Source organism: Avibacterium volantium, from assembly GCF_049366555.1.
GTDB lineage: Bacteria > Pseudomonadota > Gammaproteobacteria > Enterobacterales > Pasteurellaceae > Avibacterium > Avibacterium volantium_A.
The window spans coordinates 79,692-102,489 of record NZ_JBMMGT010000007.1 but is presented as its reverse complement, the minus strand read 5'-3'; the positions used below and the strand labels follow the sequence as shown (position 1 = coordinate 102,489).

23 protein-coding genes, 1 tRNA gene and 1 pseudogene are annotated in these 22,798 nt (G+C 41.5%); 12 read left to right on the top strand and 13 right to left on the bottom strand.

All coding sequences use genetic code 11. The annotated features are described in order from the left end of the window. Window positions 1–29: 29 nt before the first annotated feature. From zevB to ACLS0A_RS03565, 4 genes are all read right to left on the bottom strand, one after another. Window positions 30–1,067 (bottom strand): zinc transporter permease subunit ZevB, encoded by a 1,038-nt coding sequence (zevB, locus tag ACLS0A_RS03580; protein WP_416082363.1) that lies wholly within the window; start codon window positions 1,065–1,067, stop codon window positions 30–32. After that, on the bottom strand, window positions 1,058–1,702 hold the full coding sequence (locus tag ACLS0A_RS03575) for a DUF1007 family protein (RefSeq protein ID WP_416082364.1): 645 nt from the start codon (window positions 1,700–1,702) through the stop codon (window positions 1,058–1,060). The genes zevB and ACLS0A_RS03575 overlap by 10 nt, the downstream gene beginning before the upstream one ends. A 402-nt stretch (window positions 1,703–2,104) precedes the next feature. After that, entirely contained in the window at window positions 2,105–2,389 is a 285-nt protein-coding gene (locus tag ACLS0A_RS03570) for a helix-turn-helix domain-containing protein (protein WP_194750108.1), read from the bottom strand. Continuing rightward, entirely contained in the window at window positions 2,379–2,702 is a 324-nt protein-coding gene (locus ACLS0A_RS03565) for a type II toxin-antitoxin system RelE/ParE family toxin (RefSeq protein WP_416082365.1), read from the bottom strand. The genes ACLS0A_RS03570 and ACLS0A_RS03565 overlap by 11 nt, the downstream gene beginning before the upstream one ends. Before the next feature lie 148 nt (window positions 2,703–2,850). Between ACLS0A_RS03565 and ettA the strand changes: the two genes are divergently transcribed. Beyond that, window positions 2,851–4,521, top strand: coding sequence for an energy-dependent translational throttle protein EttA (ettA, locus tag ACLS0A_RS03560; protein WP_416082366.1), 1,671 nt, complete (start codon window positions 2,851–2,853; stop codon window positions 4,519–4,521). A 120-nt stretch (window positions 4,522–4,641) separates the two neighbouring features. Here ettA and hldE read toward each other — a convergent pair whose 3' ends face one another. After that, window positions 4,642–6,069, bottom strand: a complete 1,428-nt coding sequence (hldE, locus tag ACLS0A_RS03555; RefSeq protein WP_416082428.1) for a bifunctional D-glycero-beta-D-manno-heptose-7-phosphate kinase/D-glycero-beta-D-manno-heptose 1-phosphate adenylyltransferase HldE — start codon at window positions 6,067–6,069, stop codon at window positions 4,642–4,644. Window positions 6,070–6,201: 132 nt separating this feature from the next. On the opposite strand from hldE, the gene ACLS0A_RS03550 reads away from it, so the two are divergent. After that, complete coding sequence (locus ACLS0A_RS03550; RefSeq protein ID WP_416082367.1) at window positions 6,202–7,137, top strand: Kdo(2)-lipid IV(A) acyltransferase; 936 nt, start codon at window positions 6,202–6,204, stop codon at window positions 7,135–7,137. A gap of 99 nt (window positions 7,138–7,236) precedes the next feature. Here ACLS0A_RS03550 and ACLS0A_RS03545 read toward each other — a convergent pair whose 3' ends face one another. The 6 genes and pseudogenes from ACLS0A_RS03545 to sstT all read right to left on the bottom strand — a co-directional run bounded on the left by ACLS0A_RS03545 (window position 7,237) and on the right by sstT (window position 12,672). Continuing rightward, window positions 7,237–7,806, bottom strand: coding sequence for a TorD/DmsD family molecular chaperone (locus ACLS0A_RS03545; protein WP_416082368.1), 570 nt, complete (start codon window positions 7,804–7,806; stop codon window positions 7,237–7,239). Further along, a complete protein-coding gene (locus tag ACLS0A_RS03540; RefSeq protein WP_416082369.1) occupies window positions 7,806–8,438 on the bottom strand; it encodes an NAD(P)H-dependent oxidoreductase in 633 nt (210 codons plus the stop codon). Before ACLS0A_RS03540 ends, ACLS0A_RS03545 begins: the two co-directional genes overlap by 1 nt. A 4-nt stretch (window positions 8,439–8,442) precedes the next feature. Beyond that, window positions 8,443–8,892 (bottom strand): NfeD family protein, encoded by a 450-nt coding sequence (locus tag ACLS0A_RS03535; protein WP_416082370.1) that lies wholly within the window; start codon window positions 8,890–8,892, stop codon window positions 8,443–8,445. Between the two features lie 56 nt (window positions 8,893–8,948). Further along, window positions 8,949–9,869: an SPFH domain-containing protein gene (locus tag ACLS0A_RS03530; RefSeq protein ID WP_103852710.1), complete on the bottom strand. Its 921-nt coding sequence runs from the start codon at window positions 9,867–9,869 to the stop codon at window positions 8,949–8,951. Between the two features lie 45 nt (window positions 9,870–9,914). Then, a pseudogene (gene modF, locus ACLS0A_RS03525) lies at window positions 9,915–11,359 on the bottom strand (molybdate ABC transporter ATP-binding protein ModF). A 68-nt stretch (window positions 11,360–11,427) separates the two neighbouring features. Further along, complete coding sequence (sstT, locus tag ACLS0A_RS03520) at window positions 11,428–12,672, bottom strand: serine/threonine transporter SstT (RefSeq protein WP_416082371.1); 1,245 nt, start codon at window positions 12,670–12,672, stop codon at window positions 11,428–11,430. 345 nt (window positions 12,673–13,017) lie between these two features. Between sstT and ACLS0A_RS03515 the strand changes: the two genes are divergently transcribed. Beyond that, a complete protein-coding gene (locus tag ACLS0A_RS03515; protein ID WP_416082429.1) occupies window positions 13,018–13,452 on the top strand; it encodes a LexA family protein in 435 nt (144 codons plus the stop codon). A gap of 81 nt (window positions 13,453–13,533) precedes the next feature. Continuing rightward, window positions 13,534–13,791: a DinI-like family protein gene (locus tag ACLS0A_RS03510; RefSeq protein ID WP_126372081.1), complete on the top strand. Its 258-nt coding sequence runs from the start codon at window positions 13,534–13,536 to the stop codon at window positions 13,789–13,791. 160 nt (window positions 13,792–13,951) lie between these two features. Here the strand turns inward: ACLS0A_RS03510 and ACLS0A_RS03505 are convergent, their stop codons facing one another. Together ACLS0A_RS03505 and pyk are read right to left on the bottom strand one after the other, a co-directional pair. Beyond that, entirely contained in the window at window positions 13,952–14,614 is a 663-nt protein-coding gene (locus ACLS0A_RS03505) for an NAD(P)H-dependent oxidoreductase (RefSeq protein ID WP_416082372.1), read from the bottom strand. Between the two features lie 161 nt (window positions 14,615–14,775). Further along, window positions 14,776–16,215 carry a pyruvate kinase gene (gene pyk, locus ACLS0A_RS03500; protein ID WP_103853093.1) on the bottom strand — a complete coding sequence of 480 codons (1,440 nt, stop codon included), beginning with the start codon at window positions 16,213–16,215 and terminating at the stop codon, window positions 14,776–14,778. Window positions 16,216–16,421: 206 nt separating this feature from the next. Here pyk and ACLS0A_RS03495 point away from each other — a divergent pair. The 8 genes from ACLS0A_RS03495 (at window position 16,422) to ACLS0A_RS03460 (ending at window position 22,788) form a co-directional block, all read left to right on the top strand. After that, a tRNA-Val gene (locus ACLS0A_RS03495) sits at window positions 16,422–16,498 on the top strand. 176 nt (window positions 16,499–16,674) lie between these two features. Then, on the top strand, window positions 16,675–17,910 hold the full coding sequence (locus ACLS0A_RS03490) for a tyrosine-type recombinase/integrase (RefSeq protein ID WP_416082373.1): 1,236 nt from the start codon (window positions 16,675–16,677) through the stop codon (window positions 17,908–17,910). Between the two features lie 273 nt (window positions 17,911–18,183). Beyond that, window positions 18,184–18,555, top strand: a complete 372-nt coding sequence (locus ACLS0A_RS03485) for a Mor transcription activator family protein (protein WP_410678767.1) — start codon at window positions 18,184–18,186, stop codon at window positions 18,553–18,555. 320 nt (window positions 18,556–18,875) lie between these two features. After that, on the top strand, window positions 18,876–19,067 hold the full coding sequence (locus tag ACLS0A_RS03480; protein WP_416082374.1) for a helix-turn-helix domain-containing protein: 192 nt from the start codon (window positions 18,876–18,878) through the stop codon (window positions 19,065–19,067). Next, window positions 19,064–19,642 carry a host cell division inhibitor Icd-like protein gene (locus tag ACLS0A_RS03475; protein ID WP_416082375.1) on the top strand — a complete coding sequence of 193 codons (579 nt, stop codon included), beginning with the start codon at window positions 19,064–19,066 and terminating at the stop codon, window positions 19,640–19,642. The genes ACLS0A_RS03480 and ACLS0A_RS03475 overlap by 4 nt, the downstream gene beginning before the upstream one ends. Beyond that, window positions 19,635–19,817, top strand: a complete 183-nt coding sequence (locus ACLS0A_RS03470; RefSeq protein ID WP_416082376.1) for a hypothetical protein — start codon at window positions 19,635–19,637, stop codon at window positions 19,815–19,817. Before ACLS0A_RS03475 ends, ACLS0A_RS03470 begins: the two co-directional genes overlap by 8 nt. After that, the gene (locus tag ACLS0A_RS03465; protein ID WP_416082377.1) at window positions 19,807–21,960 is read left to right on the top strand and encodes a DUF927 domain-containing protein; all 2,154 of its coding nucleotides are present in this window, start codon (window positions 19,807–19,809) and stop codon (window positions 21,958–21,960) included. Before ACLS0A_RS03470 ends, ACLS0A_RS03465 begins: the two co-directional genes overlap by 11 nt. 294 nt (window positions 21,961–22,254) lie before the next feature. Further along, window positions 22,255–22,788: a hypothetical protein gene (locus tag ACLS0A_RS03460; RefSeq protein ID WP_416082378.1), complete on the top strand. Its 534-nt coding sequence runs from the start codon at window positions 22,255–22,257 to the stop codon at window positions 22,786–22,788. Window positions 22,789–22,798 lie beyond the last annotated feature (10 nt).

Sequence of the window (22,798 nt, the reverse complement as noted above, 5' to 3'; positions counted from 1 at the left end):
GATTTCACCCCTATTTTTCATCTGAAAGATTATCCGCCAAATAGCACCGCCCCACCACGCACAGGCAAGGTTGTGCCATAAAATAATGCTGCCGCAAAAAAGATCACCAGAAACCCTGCAATCAATTTCACCGCAATTTCGGCATAGGGGGAATGTTCTGCGCTAACATACCAACGCCCTAATTTCACCGCGGTCTGCCTTGCATATTGCACAATCAAGGCAAATAAAGAAAGCGTAATCCCTGTTCCCACTGCCATCGCCATTGCCGCTGCCATTCCCCATTGATAAAGATCCAGCATATAGGAAAGAAAAAGAATAAAAATAGCTCCAGAGCAAGGTCGCATTCCAATGGTTAAAATCACAAGCAAACGGGATTTAAAATTGGTCGCCTTGTCTAATTGCTGCGAACTCGGCAAGTGTTGATGCCCACAACTGCAACCTTCTGCGTGATCGCTATGATCACAATAAGATTGCACAAGCTGAACAGGCTTTTCTGAAATCGCTTTTGCCGAAATCGGTTTGATGGCGTGAATTTTTCCCACCGAAATGGTGCGTTTCTTGTGGCGAAATTCTCGCAAAAATTTCACCGCACTTTGATAAATCCAATATGCACCCAACAAGAACATTAAAATAAAAGCGGATCGCTCAAGCCAAAGTTGGCTCAATTTGAAATAATGAGAAGACAAACGCAATCCCACCACAATAATGGAGGTCGCCGCCACCGCCACCACGCCTTGCATTAAAGAAGACAACAAGGTGAGCTGAACGCTGGTTTTTAATTTCGCTTGGTGAGTGGATAGATAACTGGCAATGACAAATTTACCGTGCCCTGGGCCGAGTGCGTGCAACACACCATACAAAAAACTGATAAACATTAAACCTAAACCTGCTTGCACAGGATATTGTTTAATTTGATGTAAATAACCAGAAATACTCTGGTTAAAGGCCTTTTGCCAACTGATGGTTTGCCCAAATAAATAAGGCAAGATATAAAACCCTAGCCCTACGAGTAACAGCAATATTGCCAGATACTTAAAGCCCTTTTGGGTGCGGTTGTTTAATGGCATACAATCTCCACTTTTTGGCTAAACACTTCGCCAAGGGAACTGTCCTCATCACGCTGACTACGATCTAAAGACGCCGCATATTCACGCACCTTTTCATCAACATTCGGTTCAATCACCTTGCCCGTACATTGAGCAGGAAGTTGTGAAAAATCCACCGCACTTTGTTTATTTTCTGTAGGCTTATTTTCGGTTGGATAAGTCATTGCCACAAAATAAGTGGGATCGTATGTCGCTAATTCAAACTGGTTTTCCTTCAGCACTTGGGGCTTAGACAACAAAAAATCAAAATAGTACATCACTTGTGTACCATTTGATTTCATTCCATAATTTTGCGGCTGCGCTTTGTACTTAATCTTTTTCTTATCTTTATCAAAGAGATAGCTAAAATAATGCTCATTGACAATATTTTTCATTGCTTCATCAATCAGCTTTTGCTTATCGCTTGGTTGGGTGGAGTGGGCTAAATCATAAATAATACTAGCAGAACTTGGCTCATCAAGCACCCACTGCATCGAGAACCCAACCAACTCCCCTTTTTCCACCAACACCTTACTTTGCATATCAATAAAGGCGTGCGGGTGGGCAACGCTAAGCAACGGAACTAACGTTAAGAGTCCCAAGCATTTTTTGAACATAATCTTCCTTACTAAAACAAAAGAAAGCAAAATCCTACCACTAAATCCAAAGGCAGACAAAATGCCATTTGCTGATTTAAACAACAAAATCTAACAAAAAAACTCTATTTCTGTGATTTATATCAAAAAAATGTAAATTCATCATTTATTTATCAACAGCTTATAGGTAGTATATGCCCTGTCGAGTGATTGCTTGATATTCATAAAGTTCCTAAATAAAATAATCAAAATAAATAGCTAAACTACTTTCCTACCTCCCTTTTGGGAGGTTTTTTTTCGCTTTCAATTCGCCAAAAGGTAGACCCAGCCTAAAATGTTATCCATAAAAATGCCCTGACCATTTACGATCAGGGCGATAGCAAAAATAGCCTTGTACTAAATTTAACTATAAGAAATCAATATTTAACTATAAGAAATCAATAATTCAGCGCCGCAAGCCTGTGCATAGCGTTGTAATGTCATCACGGAAGCTCGGCTGGCATTTTTTTCTAATTTACTGACCGCTGGCTGAGAAACCCCCATACGTTCTGCCACTTGTGAAACGGTTAGGCCTGCTTGTTGGCGTAATGATTTTAACAAAAGCTGTAATTCTTCTATTTTTCGTTCTTGAATATAAAGCGCCTTGGTTTCCTCATCTTGCAATAGTTTTTCTTTTACTGTTTTGTAACTTATTGGTTTAACTTTCATCCGTCATCTCCTCTAAACGCTTGAATGCCAATTCAATTTCATTAAGTGGGGTTTTATGTGATTTTTTCACAAAAGTACGCAAAATATAAATTTTCTGCCCAATGGCAAAAGCAAAAAAAGTGCGAGAAATATCTTTGCCGCCTGCTCTTAGCTCAAATAATCCTTCCCTAATCGGTCTGGTATGAGGAAAACGAAGTAAATTACCTTGTGCTTCTAACTTATCTAACGCATTTAATACTTTTGCTTTCATTAATGGTGTTAAGCTTTCAATTTCAGCAATTGCTTCAGGGTGAAAAAGCAATTCAAACATCATTCGCCCTCATAATCCATAAACTTTAAGTTATAATAAGACAGGGAGGTTTATAAATCAAGAGTTATATTAATGCCAAGAAATTCAGTTTTTAATTAAGCAAAAATTCAAGTAAAATAACCCGCACTTTTTACAGCTAAGAGAACAATTTATGTCATCACAATTTGTTTATACTATGCACCGTGTCGGTAAGGTTGTCCCGCCGAAACGTCATATTTTAAAAGATATTTCCCTCAGCTTTTTTCCAGGGGCGAAAATTGGTGTACTCGGCTTAAATGGTGCGGGGAAATCTACGCTACTTCGCATTATGGCTGGCGTGGATAAAGAATTTGAGGGCGAAGCGCGTCCACAACCGGGGATCAAAATTGGCTATCTTCCACAAGAACCCAAACTTGAACCGCAACAAACCGTGCGTGAAGCGGTAGAAGAAGCGGTGGCGGAAGTAAAAACTGCGTTAAATCGTTTAGATGAAGTCTATGCGCTTTATGCCGATCCTGATGCGGATTTTGATAAACTTGCCGCCGAGCAAGCAAAGCTAGAAGCCATTATCCAAGCGCACGATGGACATAATCTTGAAAACCAACTTGAACGTGCTGCTGATGCCCTGCGTCTGCCTGATTGGGACGCAAAAATCGAGCATCTTTCAGGGGGCGAACGCCGCCGTGTGGCACTTTGCCGCTTATTGCTCGAAAAACCAGATATGCTCTTATTAGATGAGCCAACCAACCACTTAGACGCCGAATCTGTGGCTTGGTTAGAGCGTTTCTTACACGATTATGAAGGCACAGTAGTTGCCATTACCCACGACCGTTACTTCCTAGATAATGTAGCTGGTTGGATCTTAGAGCTTGACCGTGGTGAAGGCATTCCTTGGGAGGGCAATTACTCTTCTTGGTTAGAACAAAAAGAAAAACGCTTAGCCCAAGAAGCAGCGGCTGAATCTGCTCGCCAAAAATCCATTGAAAAAGAATTAGAATGGGTTCGCCAAAATCCAAAAGGTCGTCAAGCGAAGAGCAAGGCGCGTATGGCTCGCTTTGAAGAATTAAACAGCGGTGAATACCAAAAACGTAATGAAACCAATGAGTTATTTATTCCACCTGGCCCACGCTTAGGGGATAAAGTGATCGAAGTGAGCAATTTGAGTAAATCCTATGGCGATCGCACTTTGATTGATAACTTATCTTTCAGCATTCCAAAAGGCGCGATTGTTGGCATTATCGGGGCGAACGGCGCAGGGAAATCCACCCTTTTCCGTATGCTTTCAGGGCAAGAGCAGCCAGATAACGGTAGCATCACCCTTGGTGATACTGTGGTGCTTTCTTCCGTGGATCAGTTCCGTGATGAAATGGACGACAGCAAAACCGTATGGGAAGAAGTTTCACACGGGCAAGATATTTTGCGTATTGGCAACTTTGAAATCCCAAGCCGTGCTTATGTTGGGCGTTTCAATTTCAAAGGGGTAGATCAACAAAAACGCGTTGGTGAGCTTTCAGGTGGGGAACGTGGGCGCTTACATTTAGCCAAGCTATTACAAGCGGGCGGTAACGTGCTGTTATTAGACGAACCAACCAACGATCTTGATGTGGAAACCTTGCGCGCCTTAGAAAATGCGATCTTAGAATTCCCGGGTTGTGCGATGGTGATTTCCCACGACCGCTGGTTCTTAGACCGTATCGCGACCCATATTTTGGATTACGGCGATGAAGGCAAAGTTACCTTCTATGAAGGTAACTTCTCAGACTATGAAGAATGGAAGAAGAAAACCTTCGGCGCTGATGCTGTGCAACCTCACCGTATTAAATACAAACGGATTGCGAAATAATTGCATTAAAAAAGGCGAAATTGTGATTTCGCCTTTTTACTTATAAATATTTAATTATTGGATATAAAAAAGTACGGTACTTTTACACCGCACTTCCTATTTCGAACTTCATTCTATCTTTTATTTCAATGATCGAATTTTATTAATCACATTACTGCTCGAAAAGCCGTTTTCGAAATTTAGCACTTTGACTTCGCCGCCGTTGGCTATAACCTCTTTTCCGCCTGCGATTTCTTCTGGTTTATAATCGCCGCCTTTGACTAACAGATCAGGCAACACTTCGCTGATTAAACGTTGCGGAGTATCTTCGCTAAATTCTACTACCCAATCCACTGCGGCAAGCCCGGCAAGTACAGCCATTCTGGCTTCTAGTGGGTTGATTGGGCGGCTTTCGCCTTTTAAGCGTTTCACGGAAGCATCGCTGTTTACTGCGACAATTAAACGATCGCCGAGCTTGCGGGCGTTATCTAAATAAGAAACGTGGCCGGGGTGAATAATGTCAAACACACCGTTGGTCATCACAATTTTTTCACCGCGCTGCTTGGCTTGCGCCACGGCTTCTTTAAGTTGTTCTTCGTTCATCACACCAAAGCCAGTGGTTGTGCGTCCGTGAATGGCGTTTTCTAATTCTACGTTCGACACCGTAGAAGTCCCTAATTTGCCCACCACAATGCCTGCGGCAACATTGGCTAAATAGCAGGATTCTTCAAAGCTGCGGCCATCTGCCAATGCCGTTGCTAACACGCTGATCACCGTATCCCCAGCACCGGTTACATCAAACACTTCTTTCGCTTCTGTTGGCAGGTGGAATGGTGGTTGATCTGGGCGGAGTAGGGTCATTCCTTTTTCTGAGCGAGTAACCAATAAGGCACTTAATTCAATATCTCGGATTAATTTTAAGCCTTTTTCCACAATGTCATCTTCGCTATGGCATTTGCCCACCACTGCTTCAAATTCTGACATATTTGGGGTTAATAGGGTTGCGCCGCGGTAGCGTTCAAAATCCGTGCCTTTAGGATCGATTAGCACGGGTACTTTAGCTTGGCGGGCAATTTGGATCATTGCTTGCACTTGATTAAGTGTGCCTTTGCCATAATCAGAAAGGATCAAAGCACCGAAATTTTGCACCGCACTTTGTAATTTCGCTAATAATGAATCGCTTTCTACGTTATGAAAATCTTCTTCAAAATCAAGGCGTAATAATTGCTGATGACGAGAAAGTACGCGTAATTTGGTGATGGTTGGGTGGCTGGCTAATTGCACGAAATTGCAATCAATGTTTTGCTTTTCTAACATTGTTGAAAGCGCCGAGCCTGCCTCATCTTGCCCTGTTAAACCGAGTAATTGCACTGGCACATTGAGCGAAGCAATATTCATTGCCACGTTTGCCGCACCACCTGCGCGCTCTTCATTTTCTTGCACACGCACCACTGGCACAGGGGCTTCAGGGGAGATGCGATTAGTTGCACCAAACCAGTAGCGATCTAACATCACATCGCCAAGAACAAGCACTTTCGCTTGTTGAAATTGAGTAGAATATTGCGCCATTTTGACCTCATTCTTTTCCATTAAATGACAAATTTTTGCAGATTTTACCATAGGATAAATGCTATTTACTAAAATTTCCGCTAAACTACCGCTTTGATTAAACCAATTTTAACGAACAGCTTTCTTTTAGTTATGGCAAATTCATCACTTCCAAGATTTCAACGTGCATTTCTCGCCCCAAAATATTGGGGATTTTGGATTGGTTTAACCATTTGGCGGCTCATTCTTTTCTTGCCTTATCCCCTTTTGTTAAAGATAGGGAATGGATTAGGCTGGCTCTTTTCTAAGTTAAGCGTTGGCAAGCGGCGAATGAAAATCGCCAAGCGAAATCTTACCCTTTGTTTCCCTGATTATAGCGAACAGCAAATTGATGACATTGCGCAGGCTAATGTGAAAGCCACGGGAATGGCGATTATTGAAACAGGAATGGCGTGGTTTTGGTCGGATAAACGGATCAAAAAATGGTCGAAGGTGGAAGGCATTGAATACCTAAAAACCTACCAAAAAGACGGCGTGATTCTAGCGGGCGTGCATTTTCTTACCCTTGAGCTAGGGGCAAGAATTTTAGGGCTTTACACCCCCGGCATTGGGGTTTATCGCCCAAACGATAATCCGCTAATGGATTGGCTGCAAACTTGGGGACGACTACGTTCTAACAAAGATATGCTTGATCGCAAAGATTTACGCAATATGATCAAAGCCTTACGCCGTGGTGAAATTATTTGGTATGCGCCCGATCACGATTACGGGCGGAAAAATGCTGTTTTTGTGCCTTTCTTTGCGGTGAAAGATGCCGCCACCACAACGGGCAGTTATTATTTATTGAAATCTTCCCCAAACAGCAAAGTGATTCCTTTTGCGCCATTACGCAACGCAGACGGCTCAGGCTACACCGTGAAAGTATCCGCACCCGTAGATTTTTCTGATCTCAATACCGAAATTGACATCGCTACTCGAATGAATCAAGTGGTTGAACAAGAAATCTTGCAAGGCGTAGAGCAATATATGTGGCTGCACCGGCGTTTCAAAACCCGTCCAAATGAAAGTGATCCAAGTTTGTATGATTAGAAAATAAAAGGGTGAAATAATGTTTTCACCCTTTTTTCATAGACATTGGCCATTAAATTACCCATTAAAGAGCGGTGGTTTTTTCAGAAATTTTTATCCCTAAAGAGCAGTTTCTTCCAACTCATCAGCCATTGCGGAAAGGATTTCTCGTGAGAGAATAGCGAGTGAGCGGTAGAAAGGGAGATTGGCTTGCGTTTCCACGGCGTTTAAGAATTTTGTGGCGCAAGGTAGTAGAAATTCCGCAAATAAGGTTTGTTGCGCTTCAACGGAATCAAGATTATCTTCAATCCAAGAAGCGGTGAGAAAAACAAGCGGAAAATTCACCGCACTTTGTTCTAACTCGGGCATTCCACGTTCTTGACGGAAAGCGATGAAATCTTCGGACTTAAGCTCATAAGCTTCAATATTCATTGGCACGAGTGCTTTTTCGCCAGCAAATAAACGCTGATATTCTTGATCTAATAAGGCTAAATCAATCTTCATTTGTAAGGCTTCAAGGGCTTGTTCGCTTTGTTTATCCGTTTCCAAAGGCCATAGTCCATTGAGTGGCTTTTGTTGCAACCAAGCAAAGACATTTTGCAAGGTAGCATCTTGCGGTGAGCGGTAAAACAGATTGCCGAATAAGCGGCTAATGAGAGAAAAATGGTTCAGGCTGTTTTCGTTGCTCATTATGGGGTTTCCTTGGTGTTTGAGATTTCTTTTGCGGATAAAAGTGCGGTCAAATTTTGCGAAGTAATTTGTGCCACGTCTTCAAGCATTTGTTGGCGCGCCTTGTCATCAATAATATGAATATCACCAAAGAATTTATGCTGAATATCGGTAATACCACAAAAATTAAATAAGCCGTCCACCAAGCAATCACGCAACGATTTATCAATGCCAAGTTGTTGATATTTCTCAACATTACTGCCAATGGTGATAAACTGTTGCATTTTTTTGCCTTGCAATAAGCCGACAGATTGTCCGTCTTCTGTTTTATACGCAAAGCCGTGGCTCAGCACGCGATCTAAATAGCCTTTCAAAATTGCAGGAAAACCCATCCACCATAGGGGATAAACGAGAGTGATCAAATCCGCCTCACGAATGAGCTGATGTTCTTCGCGAATTTCTGCGGGAGTGATGCCTTGATTTGCCCCTTGTAATTCAGCCCACGAAATGACGGGATCAAAATTTAGTTGATATAAATCACGCACTTGGGTTTCTACTTTGAGCGCTCGGCTGGCGTTCAAAGTGCGGTCTAAAATGCTGCGATTAAAGCTGTCTTGCCCATTTGGGTGGGCGAAAATAATTAAATGTTTCATTGTGCTATTCTACTTTCTTAACAAATAAGGTGATCCCTTCCACGTTATACACTTCAATGGCGTCGCCAACCTGCAAATGCTTGCCTTGAATTCGCCAAGTGGTGTCGCCAAAATGACCACGCCCAATGCCGTTTTCATTGATTTCTTGCACGATGCCTTTTGTTCCAAGCATTGCGTGATCCCGTTGGTTTAATGAAGTGTGCGATTGATCTTGGAGATCTTTGCCGTGTTGGTATTTCCACCAAGAAAAACTTAAAATAATGGCTAAAATGGCATAGCCAATTACTAAAAAGGTTAAGGATAAGGTGACAAATAATGCCATTACACCTGCGATAATAATGGCCGCCAAGCCCCACCAGAGCAAAAATACGCCCGGAATGAGAATTTCGGCAATTAATAAGCCAAAGCCTAAAATAAGCCAGTGCCACACTGACCAAGTTGCGAGCCATTCCATACTTATCCCCTTAGTTTATATTTAAAGGGGCAATGCCCCTGATATTGATAGGCAAATTATTGCTTTTCACCTTTTAATAGCTCGGCAATGCCTGCTACTGAACCAATTAAATTGCCTGCTTCAAGTGGCATTAACACCACTTTACTATTATTCGCACCACCAATTTCTTTTAACGCTTCAGTATATTTTTGTGCGATAAAGTAATTAATGGCTTTGGTGTTTCCGCCGGCAATGGCTTCCGACACCATTTGGGTGGCTTTGGCTTCTGCTTCGGCGGCACGCTCACGGGCTTCCGCTTGTAAAAAGGCTTCCGCACGTTCCCCCTCCGCTTTGAGAATACGGGATTGTTTTTCCCCTTCTGCACGCAAGATTTCCGCTTGACGAATCCCTTCTGCTTCCAAGATTTCAGCACGTTTATTACGTTCTGCTTTCATTTGCGCATTCATTGCGGCGATGAGTTCGTGTGGTGGACGCACATCACGGATCTCAATACGCGTTACCTTAATGCCCCAAGGGTTGGTGGCTTCGTCCACAATGGATAACAAACGTCCGTTGATATTATCACGCTGCGAAAGCATTTCGTCCAATTCCATTGAGCCTAGCACGGTACGAATATTCGTCATCGTTAAATTGATGATCGCTTGCTCTAAATGGTTTACTTCATAAGCGGCACGGCGCGCATCAATCACTTGCACGAAACACACGGCATCAATGGATACATTGGCATTATCTTTTGAGATCACTTCTTGCGAAGGAATATCCAATACCTGTTCCATCATATTAATTTTTCGCCCTACGCGATCCACAAAAGGCACGACAAAATTTAGCCCAGGGGTGAGGGTGCGAGTGTAGCGCCCAAAGCGTTCAATCGTCCAATGATAACCTTGCGGTACGGTTTTCAAGGTGGAAAACAGTACAACAATCACAAAGATAACAAAGACGACCACAGCAACTGGAAAACCGTCTAACAATTCCATTTTTCTCTCCTTAAAATGGGTGATAACTGATTGAAGTCTAACAAATTAAATAGCCTTTTGTATATAGCGATAATGCCCATTTTCATTGACAAATTCAAATAAATGAGTGATACAACTTGGCGCGTCTTGATCTTGGTGGGAAACAAAAAGTAACTGCGTTTCACTGTTCGTCACCAGTTGATCAATAAAGCCTTTAACCAGTTTACGATTCACGCCGTCTAGCCCTTGTAAGGGTTCATCTAAGATCAACACGGGCGGATGTTTTACCATTGCACGAGTGATCAGCAATAAACGCTGTTGTCCCCAAGACAAGGATTTAAACGGCTGATTAGCTTGCGCGGTTAAATTTAAACGGGCAAGCCATTCCATCGCTTTAATATGCAGGGCATCTGGCACTTTTTGATAAACGCCAATGCTGTCAAAAAAGCCCGATAGGATCACATCTCGCGCGGAGCAATTCACGCGATAATCCATATGCAGTTGGCTGCTGACATAACCAATTTTTTGTTTGATTTGCCAAATCGTTTCGCCCGAACCGCGTTGATTGCCAAATAAACGCACTTTATTGGCGTAAGATTGCGGGTGATCACCGCTAATTACCGAAAGCAAGGTAGATTTTCCTGCACCATTTGGGCCTTTGATCCACCAGTTTTCGCCACGCTTAACTTGCCAATCAAGTTTATCGAGAATTTTTTCTCGCCATATTGAATGGTAACCTGTTCTAATTCAAAGAGCGGTTGATTTTCATCGAGTTTTATCTCAGGGACAGCGCGTTCAGGCAAGGGGATATGCTGGGCGGATTCTGCATAGCGAAGTTGTTGATAAAGGCTTTGTTGCTCAATAGCCTGGCGTTCTCCTTGCAAAATAACCTCTTGATGTTCCAGCAGAGCGAGATGATTGGCTTCATCAGGAATATCTTCAAAACGATTTAAGATCAGTAAAATCGCCATTTTTTGTTGTAACTGCGCGAGCAATGCTTTCCATTCTTTGACAGATTGCTGATCCAGCCCTTCAAAAGGCTCATCTAAAATCAGCAAATCAGGTTGTTGCACTAAGGCTTGGCACAGTAATACTTTACGGCTTTCCCCCGTGGATAGCTGGATAAAAGGGCGATCTAAAAGTGCGGTGATTTTTAACAGAGAAATATATTCTTCAAATAACGCTAGATCGTTCTGTTCAGCCAAAATAGTCTGCTTGGCCGTTTTGCCGAAATCATCAGGGCTGACGCCATCATTGTTGCGATCTTTAAAGGTTTCACTCACAATTTTCTGTTGTTTTTCAAAAGAAAGGGAACAAATAGTTTGGAAGCGATTTTCCATTGCGCCTTCCAGTAAAGGCAATTTGCTTTCCAGCGCCAAGGCGAGCGCGGTTTTGCCACTGCCATTGCTGCCCACTACACCCCAATAATCATTGGGGTGAATGGATAATTCATCAATTTTTAAGCGTTGATAATGAGCAAGCTGGAATGTTGCATTTTCGATCTTAATCATATTAGCCACCTATAAAAAAAAGCGGAAATTTTCATCCGCTCTTTTTTCTTTTTTATCTTTAGTAAAGATTAGCTTTTTTGTGCTTCTTCTTCAGAGATACACACTGCTGCAGTAAACACCACGTCAGTTGATGAGTTCAATGCGGTTTCTGCAGAATCTTGTAACACTCCAATGATAAAGCCTACGCCCATTACTTGCGCGGCAATGTCATTTGAGATACCGAATAAGCTACAAGCTAATGGGATTAATAATAATGAGCCTCCAGCCACACCAGAAGCACCACAAGCACATACACTCGCTACCACACTTAATAACAAGGCTGTTGGGAATGAAACGTCCACACCTAAAGTATGCACTGCTGCTAAGGTTAATACGGTGATGGTAATTGCCGCACCCGCCATATTAATACTTGCACCTAACGGAATAGATACAGAATAGGTATCTTCATTTAAGTTTAAGCGTTTCGCTAATTCCATATTTACAGGAATATTTGCCGCCGAGCTACGTGTGAAGAATGCGGTTAAACCACTTTCGCGTACACAAGTCCAAATTAATGGATACGGGTTACGGCGTGTTTTCCAGTACACTAAAATTGGGTTTACCACGAACGCAGTAAATAGCATCGCACCGATTAATACGCATAATAAACGCACATAATCAAGTAACGCGTCCAAGCCTTTATCTGCAAGGGTTTCTGCCACTAAACCAAACACCCCGATTGGCGCAAAGCTAATGATGAAGTGAACGATTTTTGATACCCCTTCAGAAAGATCATTCATCACATTTTTCGTGGTATCTGACGCGTGGCGTAATACAACACCTAAACCGATTGCCCAAGAAAGGATACCGATAAAGTTGGCATTAAATAACGCATTGATTGGGTTGTCCACCACATTTAACACTAATGTGCCTAATACTTGAGAAACTTCACTTGGTGGCGATAAAGAATTTTCTTGTGTTTGTAGTGCGATTTCGGTTGGAAAAGCAAAGCTAAATAACACCGCAGTTAATGCTGCAAGGAACGTGCCTAACAAATATAAAACCACCACAGCTTTCATATTACTTTGCGTACCAATTTTTTTATTCGCAATGGCTGAAATTACCAATAAGAATACAAGAATTGGCGCAACAGCACGCAATGAGCGCACAAACACTTTACCTAAAAAACCCGCTTTTTCAGCAAGGTTGAAACCGAGTACAGATTGCAAGCTTGGCGCAATAATCGCAAGTAGCAAACCTAGCACTAAACCGATAGAAATTCTTTTCACTAAACTTCCGTGAAAAAACAGAGAATATAAACGAGATGTGTTCATAATTATTTACAATGTTGTGTTTAAAACTGAAGATCAATGACTTCAGAAGATTGTTGATATTCAGATCTAAAATTAGATCCCCCATAGCGAGTGTAAAGATAGCCTAATTTTGTGCTAAAGAAAATATAAAATCGTAAATTAACGCATATTATTTGCATAAATATAGAAATATTTCCCTATAAATTAGATAAAACACATTATTTTCTTCTTTCTTCCCTTGATTTGCCTTAGCCACACAAAAAAGTGAAAAAAAGTTTTTATACAGTATTGACGAACTGTATAAAACACCAGTATCATCTTCACTGTATAAACAACCAGTAAATTGATGATTAGCGGAGCATTATGATGAATTACCTCAACGAACAACCCCCATTTTCCTATCAGCCAATGCCATTTTTAACGGATAGTGAATCTTTCAACTCAACCTTTAATCGAAAACTTGATTTAAACCTATATTGCATTAAACGCCCACAAAAAACCTGCTTTGTTCAGGTAACCAATCCAAATATGTTGGCGTGGGGAATTGAAATGGGCGATATGCTTGTGGTGGAACAAAGCGATCATCTTAGCATTGGTGATTTAGTCGTAATGGAACAAAATCACCACTTCTGCGTATATGAGTTTGCTGCCTATGACGGTAAAGAATTTATCTTTCTGCCGCTAGACGCCAAAATGCAAAGCATCAAATGTGAAAAGTGGTCTGCGTTGCCAATTATTGGAGTCATCACCAATACCATTCATCAAATGAAGCCTAAAAAGCAAATGCGATTTGCCGCTTAACATCCTAAAAATAAAAGTGCGGTGCAAATTTTCTCATTTTTGCTGAACAGAATAAATAATCAAGAAAACAAGGAGAACATAATGAAACAGTTAGACATCCGTTTTATGAAAGAAAGCGACAAAAAACGCCAAGAATATCAATTAAAAATTATCGCCAAACTACAAGAGGTTTTACCTAGAAAGATCGCAGAAAAATTTGATGATATTCATATTCGTATCCGTTTTTCCAGTGCAGCTGGCGTAGATGTAACAGGGATTAAAAACAAAGACGAGAAAGAACGCCTGATGGAATATTTAGAAGAACTGTGGAACGACAGCTCGTTAGTTGAAGTAGATTAATAAATTGATAAAACAAGATAGAAGCTAATCTTCATTTGGATTCATAATGCGAAAATTCACGAAAAAACCACCGCACTTCAGTTTTTCTATTTCATTAACACCTAGCATTTATCTAGCTAGCAAGGTTGAGAAAATAAAGTGCGGTGGTTTTTTTTAAAATTTATTCAATCCAAGTGACCAATTCTTCCATCGATTTTCTTGATTTGGCTTTAATCTCTTTCGCACGATAACCAAAGGTTACCATCACAGAAACGCCCCACTCCGCTGGGTCAAACGCCCCTGCCTCCGCTAAAATTTGATTTACCGCATCATAGTTAAAGCCCTCAATTGGACAGCTATCCACGCCAATAAATGCCGCGCCTGTCATCATATTCGCTAGGGCTATGTAGGTTTGCTTACTTGTCCAATCAAATAATGCACGCTCACTTTCTAGCACTTTCATATCATTTTGCTGAAAAGTGCGGTATTTTTCTTTTGCTTTTTCCATTTGTTCTGCGGTTAATCCACGCTTAACCAAAGCATTATGAAAATAATCTGAATCGTAACGGGCATTTTTCTTGGCTAAAAGCGCCACTACATAACTCGCATCATCAAGTTGCGTTGCCATTCCCCAACTCACTGGTTTCAATTTTTCACGCAATTCGGGGTTTTGAATTACCACAAAGTGCCAAGGCTCTGAGCCTACAGAACTTGGCGATAAACGTGCAAGCTCTAAAATATAGTCAAAATCTTCACGGCTCACTTTTTTGTTTGGATCGTAATAACGCGTTGCGGCACGAAAACGAAATCTGTCCAATACTTGGTCTTTGCTAAATACGCTCATTATGCTTTCTCCCGATAAAGTTAAACGTCGTCATTATAACAATCAGTAGGAAAAATAAGGAAATGCTATTCCGATTAAAATTGATAGGTATCAAATAAAAAAGTTACCCATTTTGGTGGGTAACTTTTCTTTTTCAATCTTAGTTCTGGTTAAAAATGAGATTATTCAACCACTAATGTGCGACAAGTGTTTGTTCCGCCAGAAGTTAAAAGATCACCTTGGGTTAGTAATACAAGATCACCTGTTACTAAATACCCTTTATCTTTCAACAATTGAATCGCAGCTTTTAAGCCTTCGATTGTACGGCTTTCTTGATCGAAATGAACTGGCACAACACCACGATATAACGCACAAAGATTCAAGGTTTCTTGATGACGTGATAATGCGAAAATTGGTAAGCCAGAGCTAATACGCGACATTAATTTCGCTGTATGGCCGCTGTTTGTCATTGCAATAATTGCCGCAACCCCTTTCATATGGTTTGCTGCGAACATCGCTGACATCGCAACTGCTTCTTCAATCGTTTCAAAAGTGCGATCAACACGGTGGCGTGAAACATTTACGCTAGGCATTTTTTCTGCGCCTAAACATACTTTCGCCATCGCAGCCACCGTTTCAGCTGGGTATTGACCCGCAGCAGTTTCCGCCGAAAGCATTACTGCGTCTGTACCGTCCAATACCGCATTCGCTACGTCCATTACTTCCGCACGCGTTGGCATTGGGTTGCTGATCATCGATTCCATCATTTGTGTTGCGGTGATCACCACACGGTTTAATTGACGTGAACGGCGGATTAATTTTTTCTGCACACCTACTAATTCAGGATCGCCAATTTCAACCCCTAAATCACCACGCGCCACCATAATCACATCAGAAGCAAGAATAATATCGTCCATTGCTTCATCACTCATTACGGTTTCCGCACGTTCTACTTTCGCAACAATTTTTGCTTTAAGTCCTGCTTCTTCCGCTAATTGACGCGCATAGTTCAAATCTGCGCTTGAGCGTGGGAAAGACACCGCTAAGTAATCTACACCAATACGTGCTGCAGTGATAATGTCCGCTTTATCTTTTTCAGTTAACGCGTCTGCAGATAAACCACCACCTAATTTGTTAATCCCTTTATTATTTGAAAGAGGACCGCCAACTGTCACTTCAGTGAACACTTTCGCGCCTTCAGTGGATAATACTTTCAACTGAACACGACCATCGTCTAATAATAAAATATCGCCCGGAACAACGTCTTGCGGTAAGGTTTTATAATCTAAACCTACAGACTCTTGATCACCTTCACCTTTTGGTAATTCTGCGTCTAAAACAAATTTATCACCAACATTTAAGAAAATTTTGCCATCTTTAAAGGTAGAAACACGAATTTTAGGCCCTTGTAGATCCCCTAAAATCGCCACAGTTTTACCTAATTTTTGTGCAATTTCACGCACACGCTGCGCACGCCCAATGTGATCTTCAGGCGTACCGTGAGAGAAGTTCATTCTCACTACATTTGCGCCCGCCGCAATAATTTTTTCTAAATTATTACCACGGTCTGTAGAAGGCCCCATAGTACATACAATTTTGGTTCTTCTTAGTCTTCTAGACATTACTTACTCCATTGTTCTTCAAAATACAAACTAAAAATTGCGGGCTATTATACGCCTAAAACAAGACGAGATCGAGATCGCCCACACGAAAAAAACAGCAAAAAACGCTAACCCATTGATTAAATTTATGTCAATTAATTATTTGATATGCAAAACAAGCTTGTCTTACGCAATAAAACTCGCTAAGATAGCTCGCAAATTTCAGTGCGACTATAGCTCAGTTGGTTAGAGCACCACCTTGACATGGTGGGGGTCACTGGTTCGAGTCCAGCTAGTCGCACCAAATCCATAATTCATAGTAGTTTATCCTGATTTATAAAGCTTCAAAACCCTTGATTTTCCTACATTTACCCCCCTTTTAATCGTTTATTATGCTTCATATTAGTTCATTTTGATTTTGCTTTTTCGTACCTTTTTTAGTACCTTATACCGCAATCAGTAAATTTTGGAGGGTACTAAATGGCGAGAATTATTCAACCTTTAACCAACACGCAGGCAGAAAAAGCGAAATTTTCAGCGGGTGGAAGAAATGAATTAAATGACGGTGGCGGCTTGTTTTTACAGCTTACGCCAACAGGCTCAAAAATATGGCGGATCCGCTATGACAACCCAGCCACAGGAAAGCGCACAAAGCTCACGCTTGGCAATTACCCCGAATTATCGCTAGCACAAGCACGCACAAAACGCGAAGAAATCCGTTCGCTCCTAGTGCAAGGCATTGACCCTAAATTTCACCTTGCCCAAACAAAAGCAGAACAAGCGCAAAGATTAAATAATACCTTTCTCGCTATTGCTGAACAATGGCGCAAGAAGCGAGAAAATGAAATCAAACCGCTGACAATGCTGAAGAACTGGCGACGGCTAGAAATGTATTTATTTCCAATTCTTGGGAATTATCCCGTTACTGAAATTAATTCTCCTTTGCTGGTTAATGCCGTCAAGCCATTAGACGAAAAGGGCTATAACGACACTTTGCATAGAATGATTAATCTAGCTAATCAGATTTTAGATTATGCTGTAACAATAGGCGCGCTTGAAATCAATCCTTGTTATAAAGCGTCAGGCGCATACCACAGAAAGCCACAAGTTAGCAATGCGGCTATTCACTATTCTGAATTGCCCTCGCTTATGCGCTCAGTGGCAGATGACAGAGGGGAAGAATTAACCAAATATCTTTTTAAATGGGAATTGCTTTCAATGGTTCGACCATCTGAAGCGGTATCGGTTGAATGGTCAGAAATTGATTTTGAAAAAAATCTTTGGCATATCCCAGCGGAAAAGATGAAAAAAGTCAAAACGGGCGCATTTGCGCATACTGTACCACTATCCAGCCAAATGATTGATATTTTGAAACAACTGCGCCCAATCACTGGCACGCACAAATTTGTTTTCCCTAGTTTTAAGCGCAGTCGCCTACCTAAATCAATGAGCAAAGGAACGATAGCTAGCACTTTGCGAAGAATGGGCTACACGGGCGAGCAAACCGCCCACGGCTTGCGAACTGTTGGAAGAACTTACCTAGAAGACCAAATGACAGATCACCGCATTGGGGAAAGCTGTTTAGCACATAAAATCGGCGACAAAACAAGCCGAACCTATAACCGCGCCGACTATGTCGAACAACGTCGCCCAGCTATGCAACAATGGGGCGATTATGTAGAGCAATGTGCAAAGGGAACGGGGCTATTTGATTAATCTAACCCCGCAAAAGAAAGCGAGCTTTTAGGCTTGCTTTTTTTATGCCCGCAATAAATGCCTTATAAAATTCCCCCTCGCCTTGCTATTTCTTTAGGGACACGGGGGACACTAGGGACACAATATAATATAATCAATAAAATCAATATATTATATTTATTGTTGTGTCCCCTTGTGTCCCTAATTGGCAATGTCTGAAACTCCACAAACTCAGAAAAATGCTATCCCTATTTATTATTGATTGATAAATCACAGACAAAAGGAAAAAAGAGAATGAAAAAAGAAGATTTATCAAACTATCGCGGTAAATGGGCGACTATTCTAGGTGAAATTATTGACGTTTTTGCCAATGAGCTAAAAGAGCTAGGCGAAAGCGAAGAAAACGCAATAAAAAAAGCCCAATCACTCGCCTTTAAGCTAGGTGAATATTTTGGCGGGAAAAGTTTTTATTTACCTTTTGGAAGCCGTTTAAAGGTTGCATTAAGAGATAACGAAATTTATCACAGTTTTACCGGCGATAATTTGCAAGAGCTTGTAAAAAAATTTCATTTAAGCGAAAGCCATATTTACAGCATTATCAGAAATCAGCGAAAACTAAATAAAGAACGCCGAGATTTAGCACAAAAAATCAGCAATCAAACTTAAAAATAAAAATTTTTTTTGAGTGTATTTATTGGTTATTTTTTAAACTCAATTTTTAAATGGCGTTTAAATGACGTTTAAATAGAGTTTAAATTGCGTTTAAAAATTTAAATTTTAAAAACGTGACAAAAATCAATAAAATCTGTCACATTTTACTGAAATTATGCTCTTTATGAGCATATTGACGCCATTCCAAGAGTTTTATAGCCTATAAAAGCCCGAGCAAAATAACCCAAAATAAATCATTTTTGACTTAAATGAACGATTTTCTGCGGTTATGATGAACGGGCGAAATATTCAACTCACATTCAAGGAGAAAGGCAATGAATGACACACAAGCAACAGACCTTTGCAAGCATTACACCGTAAAGGAAATGGCAGAACTTTTTGGCGTATCGCGCGGAAAATTAGACCGCCTAGCCCGACAAGGCAAAATTAAAAAGACCAAGTTCGGCAACAGCACGCTTTTCAGTGCCCAAGAGGTGCAACGCTATTTAGCGAGTGCGAACCAATGAACGGAAAAACAAGCGGAGCTTTTCCAAGCGACCAACAAGGAAAAGCCCCTAGCCATTATTTAACAATACCGAGCGAAACAATGACTAAATCACATTCTAACAAAAAAAGATTGACAGGTGCGGGAAATTTGTCGTATTTTATCACCGCACTTTCAAAAAGTGCCGAGCCTGACAACTCGAACGATATATCAGTGGCGTATGAATACACGCCGCTTAATGCGTGTTTTTTTATGCGTAGTACCAACACACCCCAAGAACGCCCAGCGCTTCACGAAAGCCGAGAGCGTCTATCTATGGTGGCGTGTTATGGGAAAGGTTTCGCCCTTTGCTGTGTTCCACTGATCGCAGTTTGTCAGCCCGTAACACGTTACCGCCCAAGCCTGACAACTTTAGCGGTAACTTTTCAACATTTATTCAGTGGAGTTACAGCAATGATCTATAAATTCTTATTGCTAGGCACACGCCTACACATTTCAACTTATGCCCAAAGCGAAGCGGCAGCCCGCCAATTTTTAAATTTACCCCGTGAAAGTGCGGTATTTATCGCAAGAATTAAGGGGGTGCGCTATGCTTAATACAACCCCCAGTTTTAAACTCATTGAAGGTGGCAAAAAACTCAATGAAAAAGAAATTTTTGCAGAGATCAACCGTGTAAAATTGCTATTAAGGTGTTTCATTGATATTAGCAGTGCTGGCATTGATAAAATGAATTTTATTGAAACACAGTTAAGGGGGCAAAATGAAAACTAAATTAAAAAATGCCCCGTTTTTGAAAGATCAACCCAACGCCCCACTTGATGAAATGCTTATTTTAGCGGGAAGTGAAGCGTGGAATCTGTGGGGAAAAGACGGCAACGGGCAAGGCTGGCTTCTACTTAATGAAGCCATTCACGGCAACCGCCAGCAAAAACCTGTGATTTTAGGCAGTGATCAGCTTGAAGAAATCAGCCGTTTACGCCTTGCGCCTGAAAATCAAAAGGTTATTTGTGTTGTAAAGTGCGGCGAATTGAGTAAAGAACAAATTGCCGAAATCCAACTTAATTTAGCCAAGCATACCAAAGCCGAGATAGTACAAATAATTGATAGCATTGGGCAAAGATTGGAGAACTCAAGTGCTTATATTGCTGAATTGCGCAACAATGAGGAAGTCAAAAAACAAGCGCAACAGGTGGCGGAATTGAGCCAAGAGCGGAATGAAGATAAATCCGCCCCGTTTATTGAATACCGCACGGGAAAATTAAACGGACTTTATTATGTTGTGCCGAAATTAGACCGCGACGGCGATATTATCAGCGAGCGGGCCACGTGGCTTTGTGATGATTTGCAAATTGTAGGGCGAGGCATTAGCAACACGGGACAATTTTATTATATTTTCCAATGGCAGCACGCTTTTAATCATAAAACTATCACGGAAGCAATGCCAACGGCAGACTTTGGCAAAGCGCAAGCGTGGGATAAATTCAAGGCGAACGGTTTGCGAATGTCCACCAGTGAGCAACTAAAAAACTTGGTGGATTATTTCCATATTCAGGGCGAAAACAAGCCCGAATGGATTATCACCAATAAAACGGGCTGGAATGGTGGCGCGTATTTATTGCCGAATGGCGAGATTATCGGCGAGCCTGAAAAGCCCGTGATTTTCACTGAAAAAAGCGGCAGCAAAGAGGGCTACACCACAAAAGGGACGCTTGAGAGCTGGCGGCAGGAAATCGCGCGCCATATTGAGGGAAACGCCTCAATGATGTTAGGCATTGCCACAGCATTGGCAAGCCCGCTATTATCGCTATTAAACGCTGAACCTTTTGGCGTGCATTTGCATAATCATTCTACCAAAGGGAAAAGCACCACATTAAACCTTGCCAATAGCGTTTATGGCAACCGTGAGAAAATTTCATTGAACTGGAACAGCACGCCGCACGCAATGAATAACGAAGCTGCCGCACGCAATGACGGCTTTATGACCCTTGACGAACTCGGGCAAGCAAAAAATTTTAATGACGTGGCAAATATTGCCTATTCCCTATTTAACGGAAGTGGACGCTTGCAAGGAATGAAAGAAGGGGGAAACCGTGAATTTACGCGCTGGAAAATCACCGCACTTTCTGCGGGCGAAAAGGATTTAGAAACCTATCTACAATTAAAAGGCGTGGACATTAATGCGGGGCAACTCGTGCGCCTTTTAAATGTGCCAATTAGCGAACCTTGCAACCTTTCAGGCTTTCCCAACAGCAAAGCCCACGCCGACCACTTAAACGAAGCCACGCTTTCGCATTATGGCGTGATTGGGCGCGCGTGGCTTGAATATCTTGTTGAGCAAAGTGAGCGCGTGAAAACCACTTATAAAGCCTATGCCGAACAATGGCAGAAGCGTTTACCCGAAAACGCAAGTGCGCAAGTGCAACGCGTGGCAGGGCGATTTGCTATTTTAGAAACGGCGTTGCAGCTCTCCCGCCATTTAACGGGCTGGAGCGAGCATAGCAATAGCGAAGCATTAATAAAGTGTTTTAATGACTGGCTCGCAGAATTTGGCATTGAAAACCGAGAAGATCGGAAAATCTCCGAAGGGGTGATAGATTGGCTTTTAGCTAATCGGGATAGCCGTTTTATTGAAGTGCCAAGCCGTGGCGATATTACCATTAGAGATACGGCAGGTTATCGCGTGCTTAGTTCGCAGTTAAACGGTAATAAAGAACATTTCTATATTTACCCCCAAGCCTTTAAAGAAGCTATTGACGGCTACCCGCTAAAAATGGCGTGCGACGTGTTAATTAATAAAGGAATGCTAAAACCCGGTGCAGAAAAAGCAAAGCCCTATGTTGTGCGCGTGCCGAAGAATATCGACCAAAATCGCCCGCGTTCTTACCTCGTTTATTTGCTAGAAGAAGAGGATTAACGCATAAAAAACAGACAAAGCCCGCCAAAAACGGGCTTTTTTCTTGCGTGTCCCCCTATTGTGTCCCCAATTTTTGCCCTGTTTGGGGACACAAAAATGAACGTAACATAATGAAAAATAAAGCATTTCATTTTTGTATCCCCTGTGTCCCCCCTGTCCCCGTCTTTTTACAACCCTAGGGGGAAATTTTTAATGTTGGCTTTTTGTTTTTGCACTTGTTTATTAATCCACAGACTAAACCACACAACTAACCTCTATAAAATATCTGATAAAAATCAGACAAAGGGGCAAAAAATGAAAAAGGCTATTTTTGAGGTATTGCGAGGCGGATTATTTAAGAGCGGAACAACACAAGTTAGAGAAGACGAAATAAAATCTATTGCACAGTTTTATGATAAAGATTTACGTTCTGCGAATGCCGTGATTGGACACCCGGATAATGATGAACCAAAACTAGGGGAAGTATCGAAGCTATACAATATTAATAACCGACTTTTTGCAGAAATTGAAATTAATGACGATTTACTTGGCAAAATAAAAAACGGCGAGATTAGTGGGATTTCTTGCGCATTTTTCAGAAAAGAGAATGAGCAGAACCCAATAAAAGGCATTGGCGCATATTTAAAGCATATTGGCTTTTTATTGAAAGGCAAAGACGAACCAGCCATAAAAGAAATGTTAGATCCACGCGTGAGCGTGATTAATCTCAACGACGAAATTAATATCAAGATTTTAGATAATCCACAAGACGCAACAGACAAAGCAGAATTTTTACAATCTGTTGCAAATATCACCTATAAACAAGCATTTAATTTAATCCATAAATAACGGGGGGAAT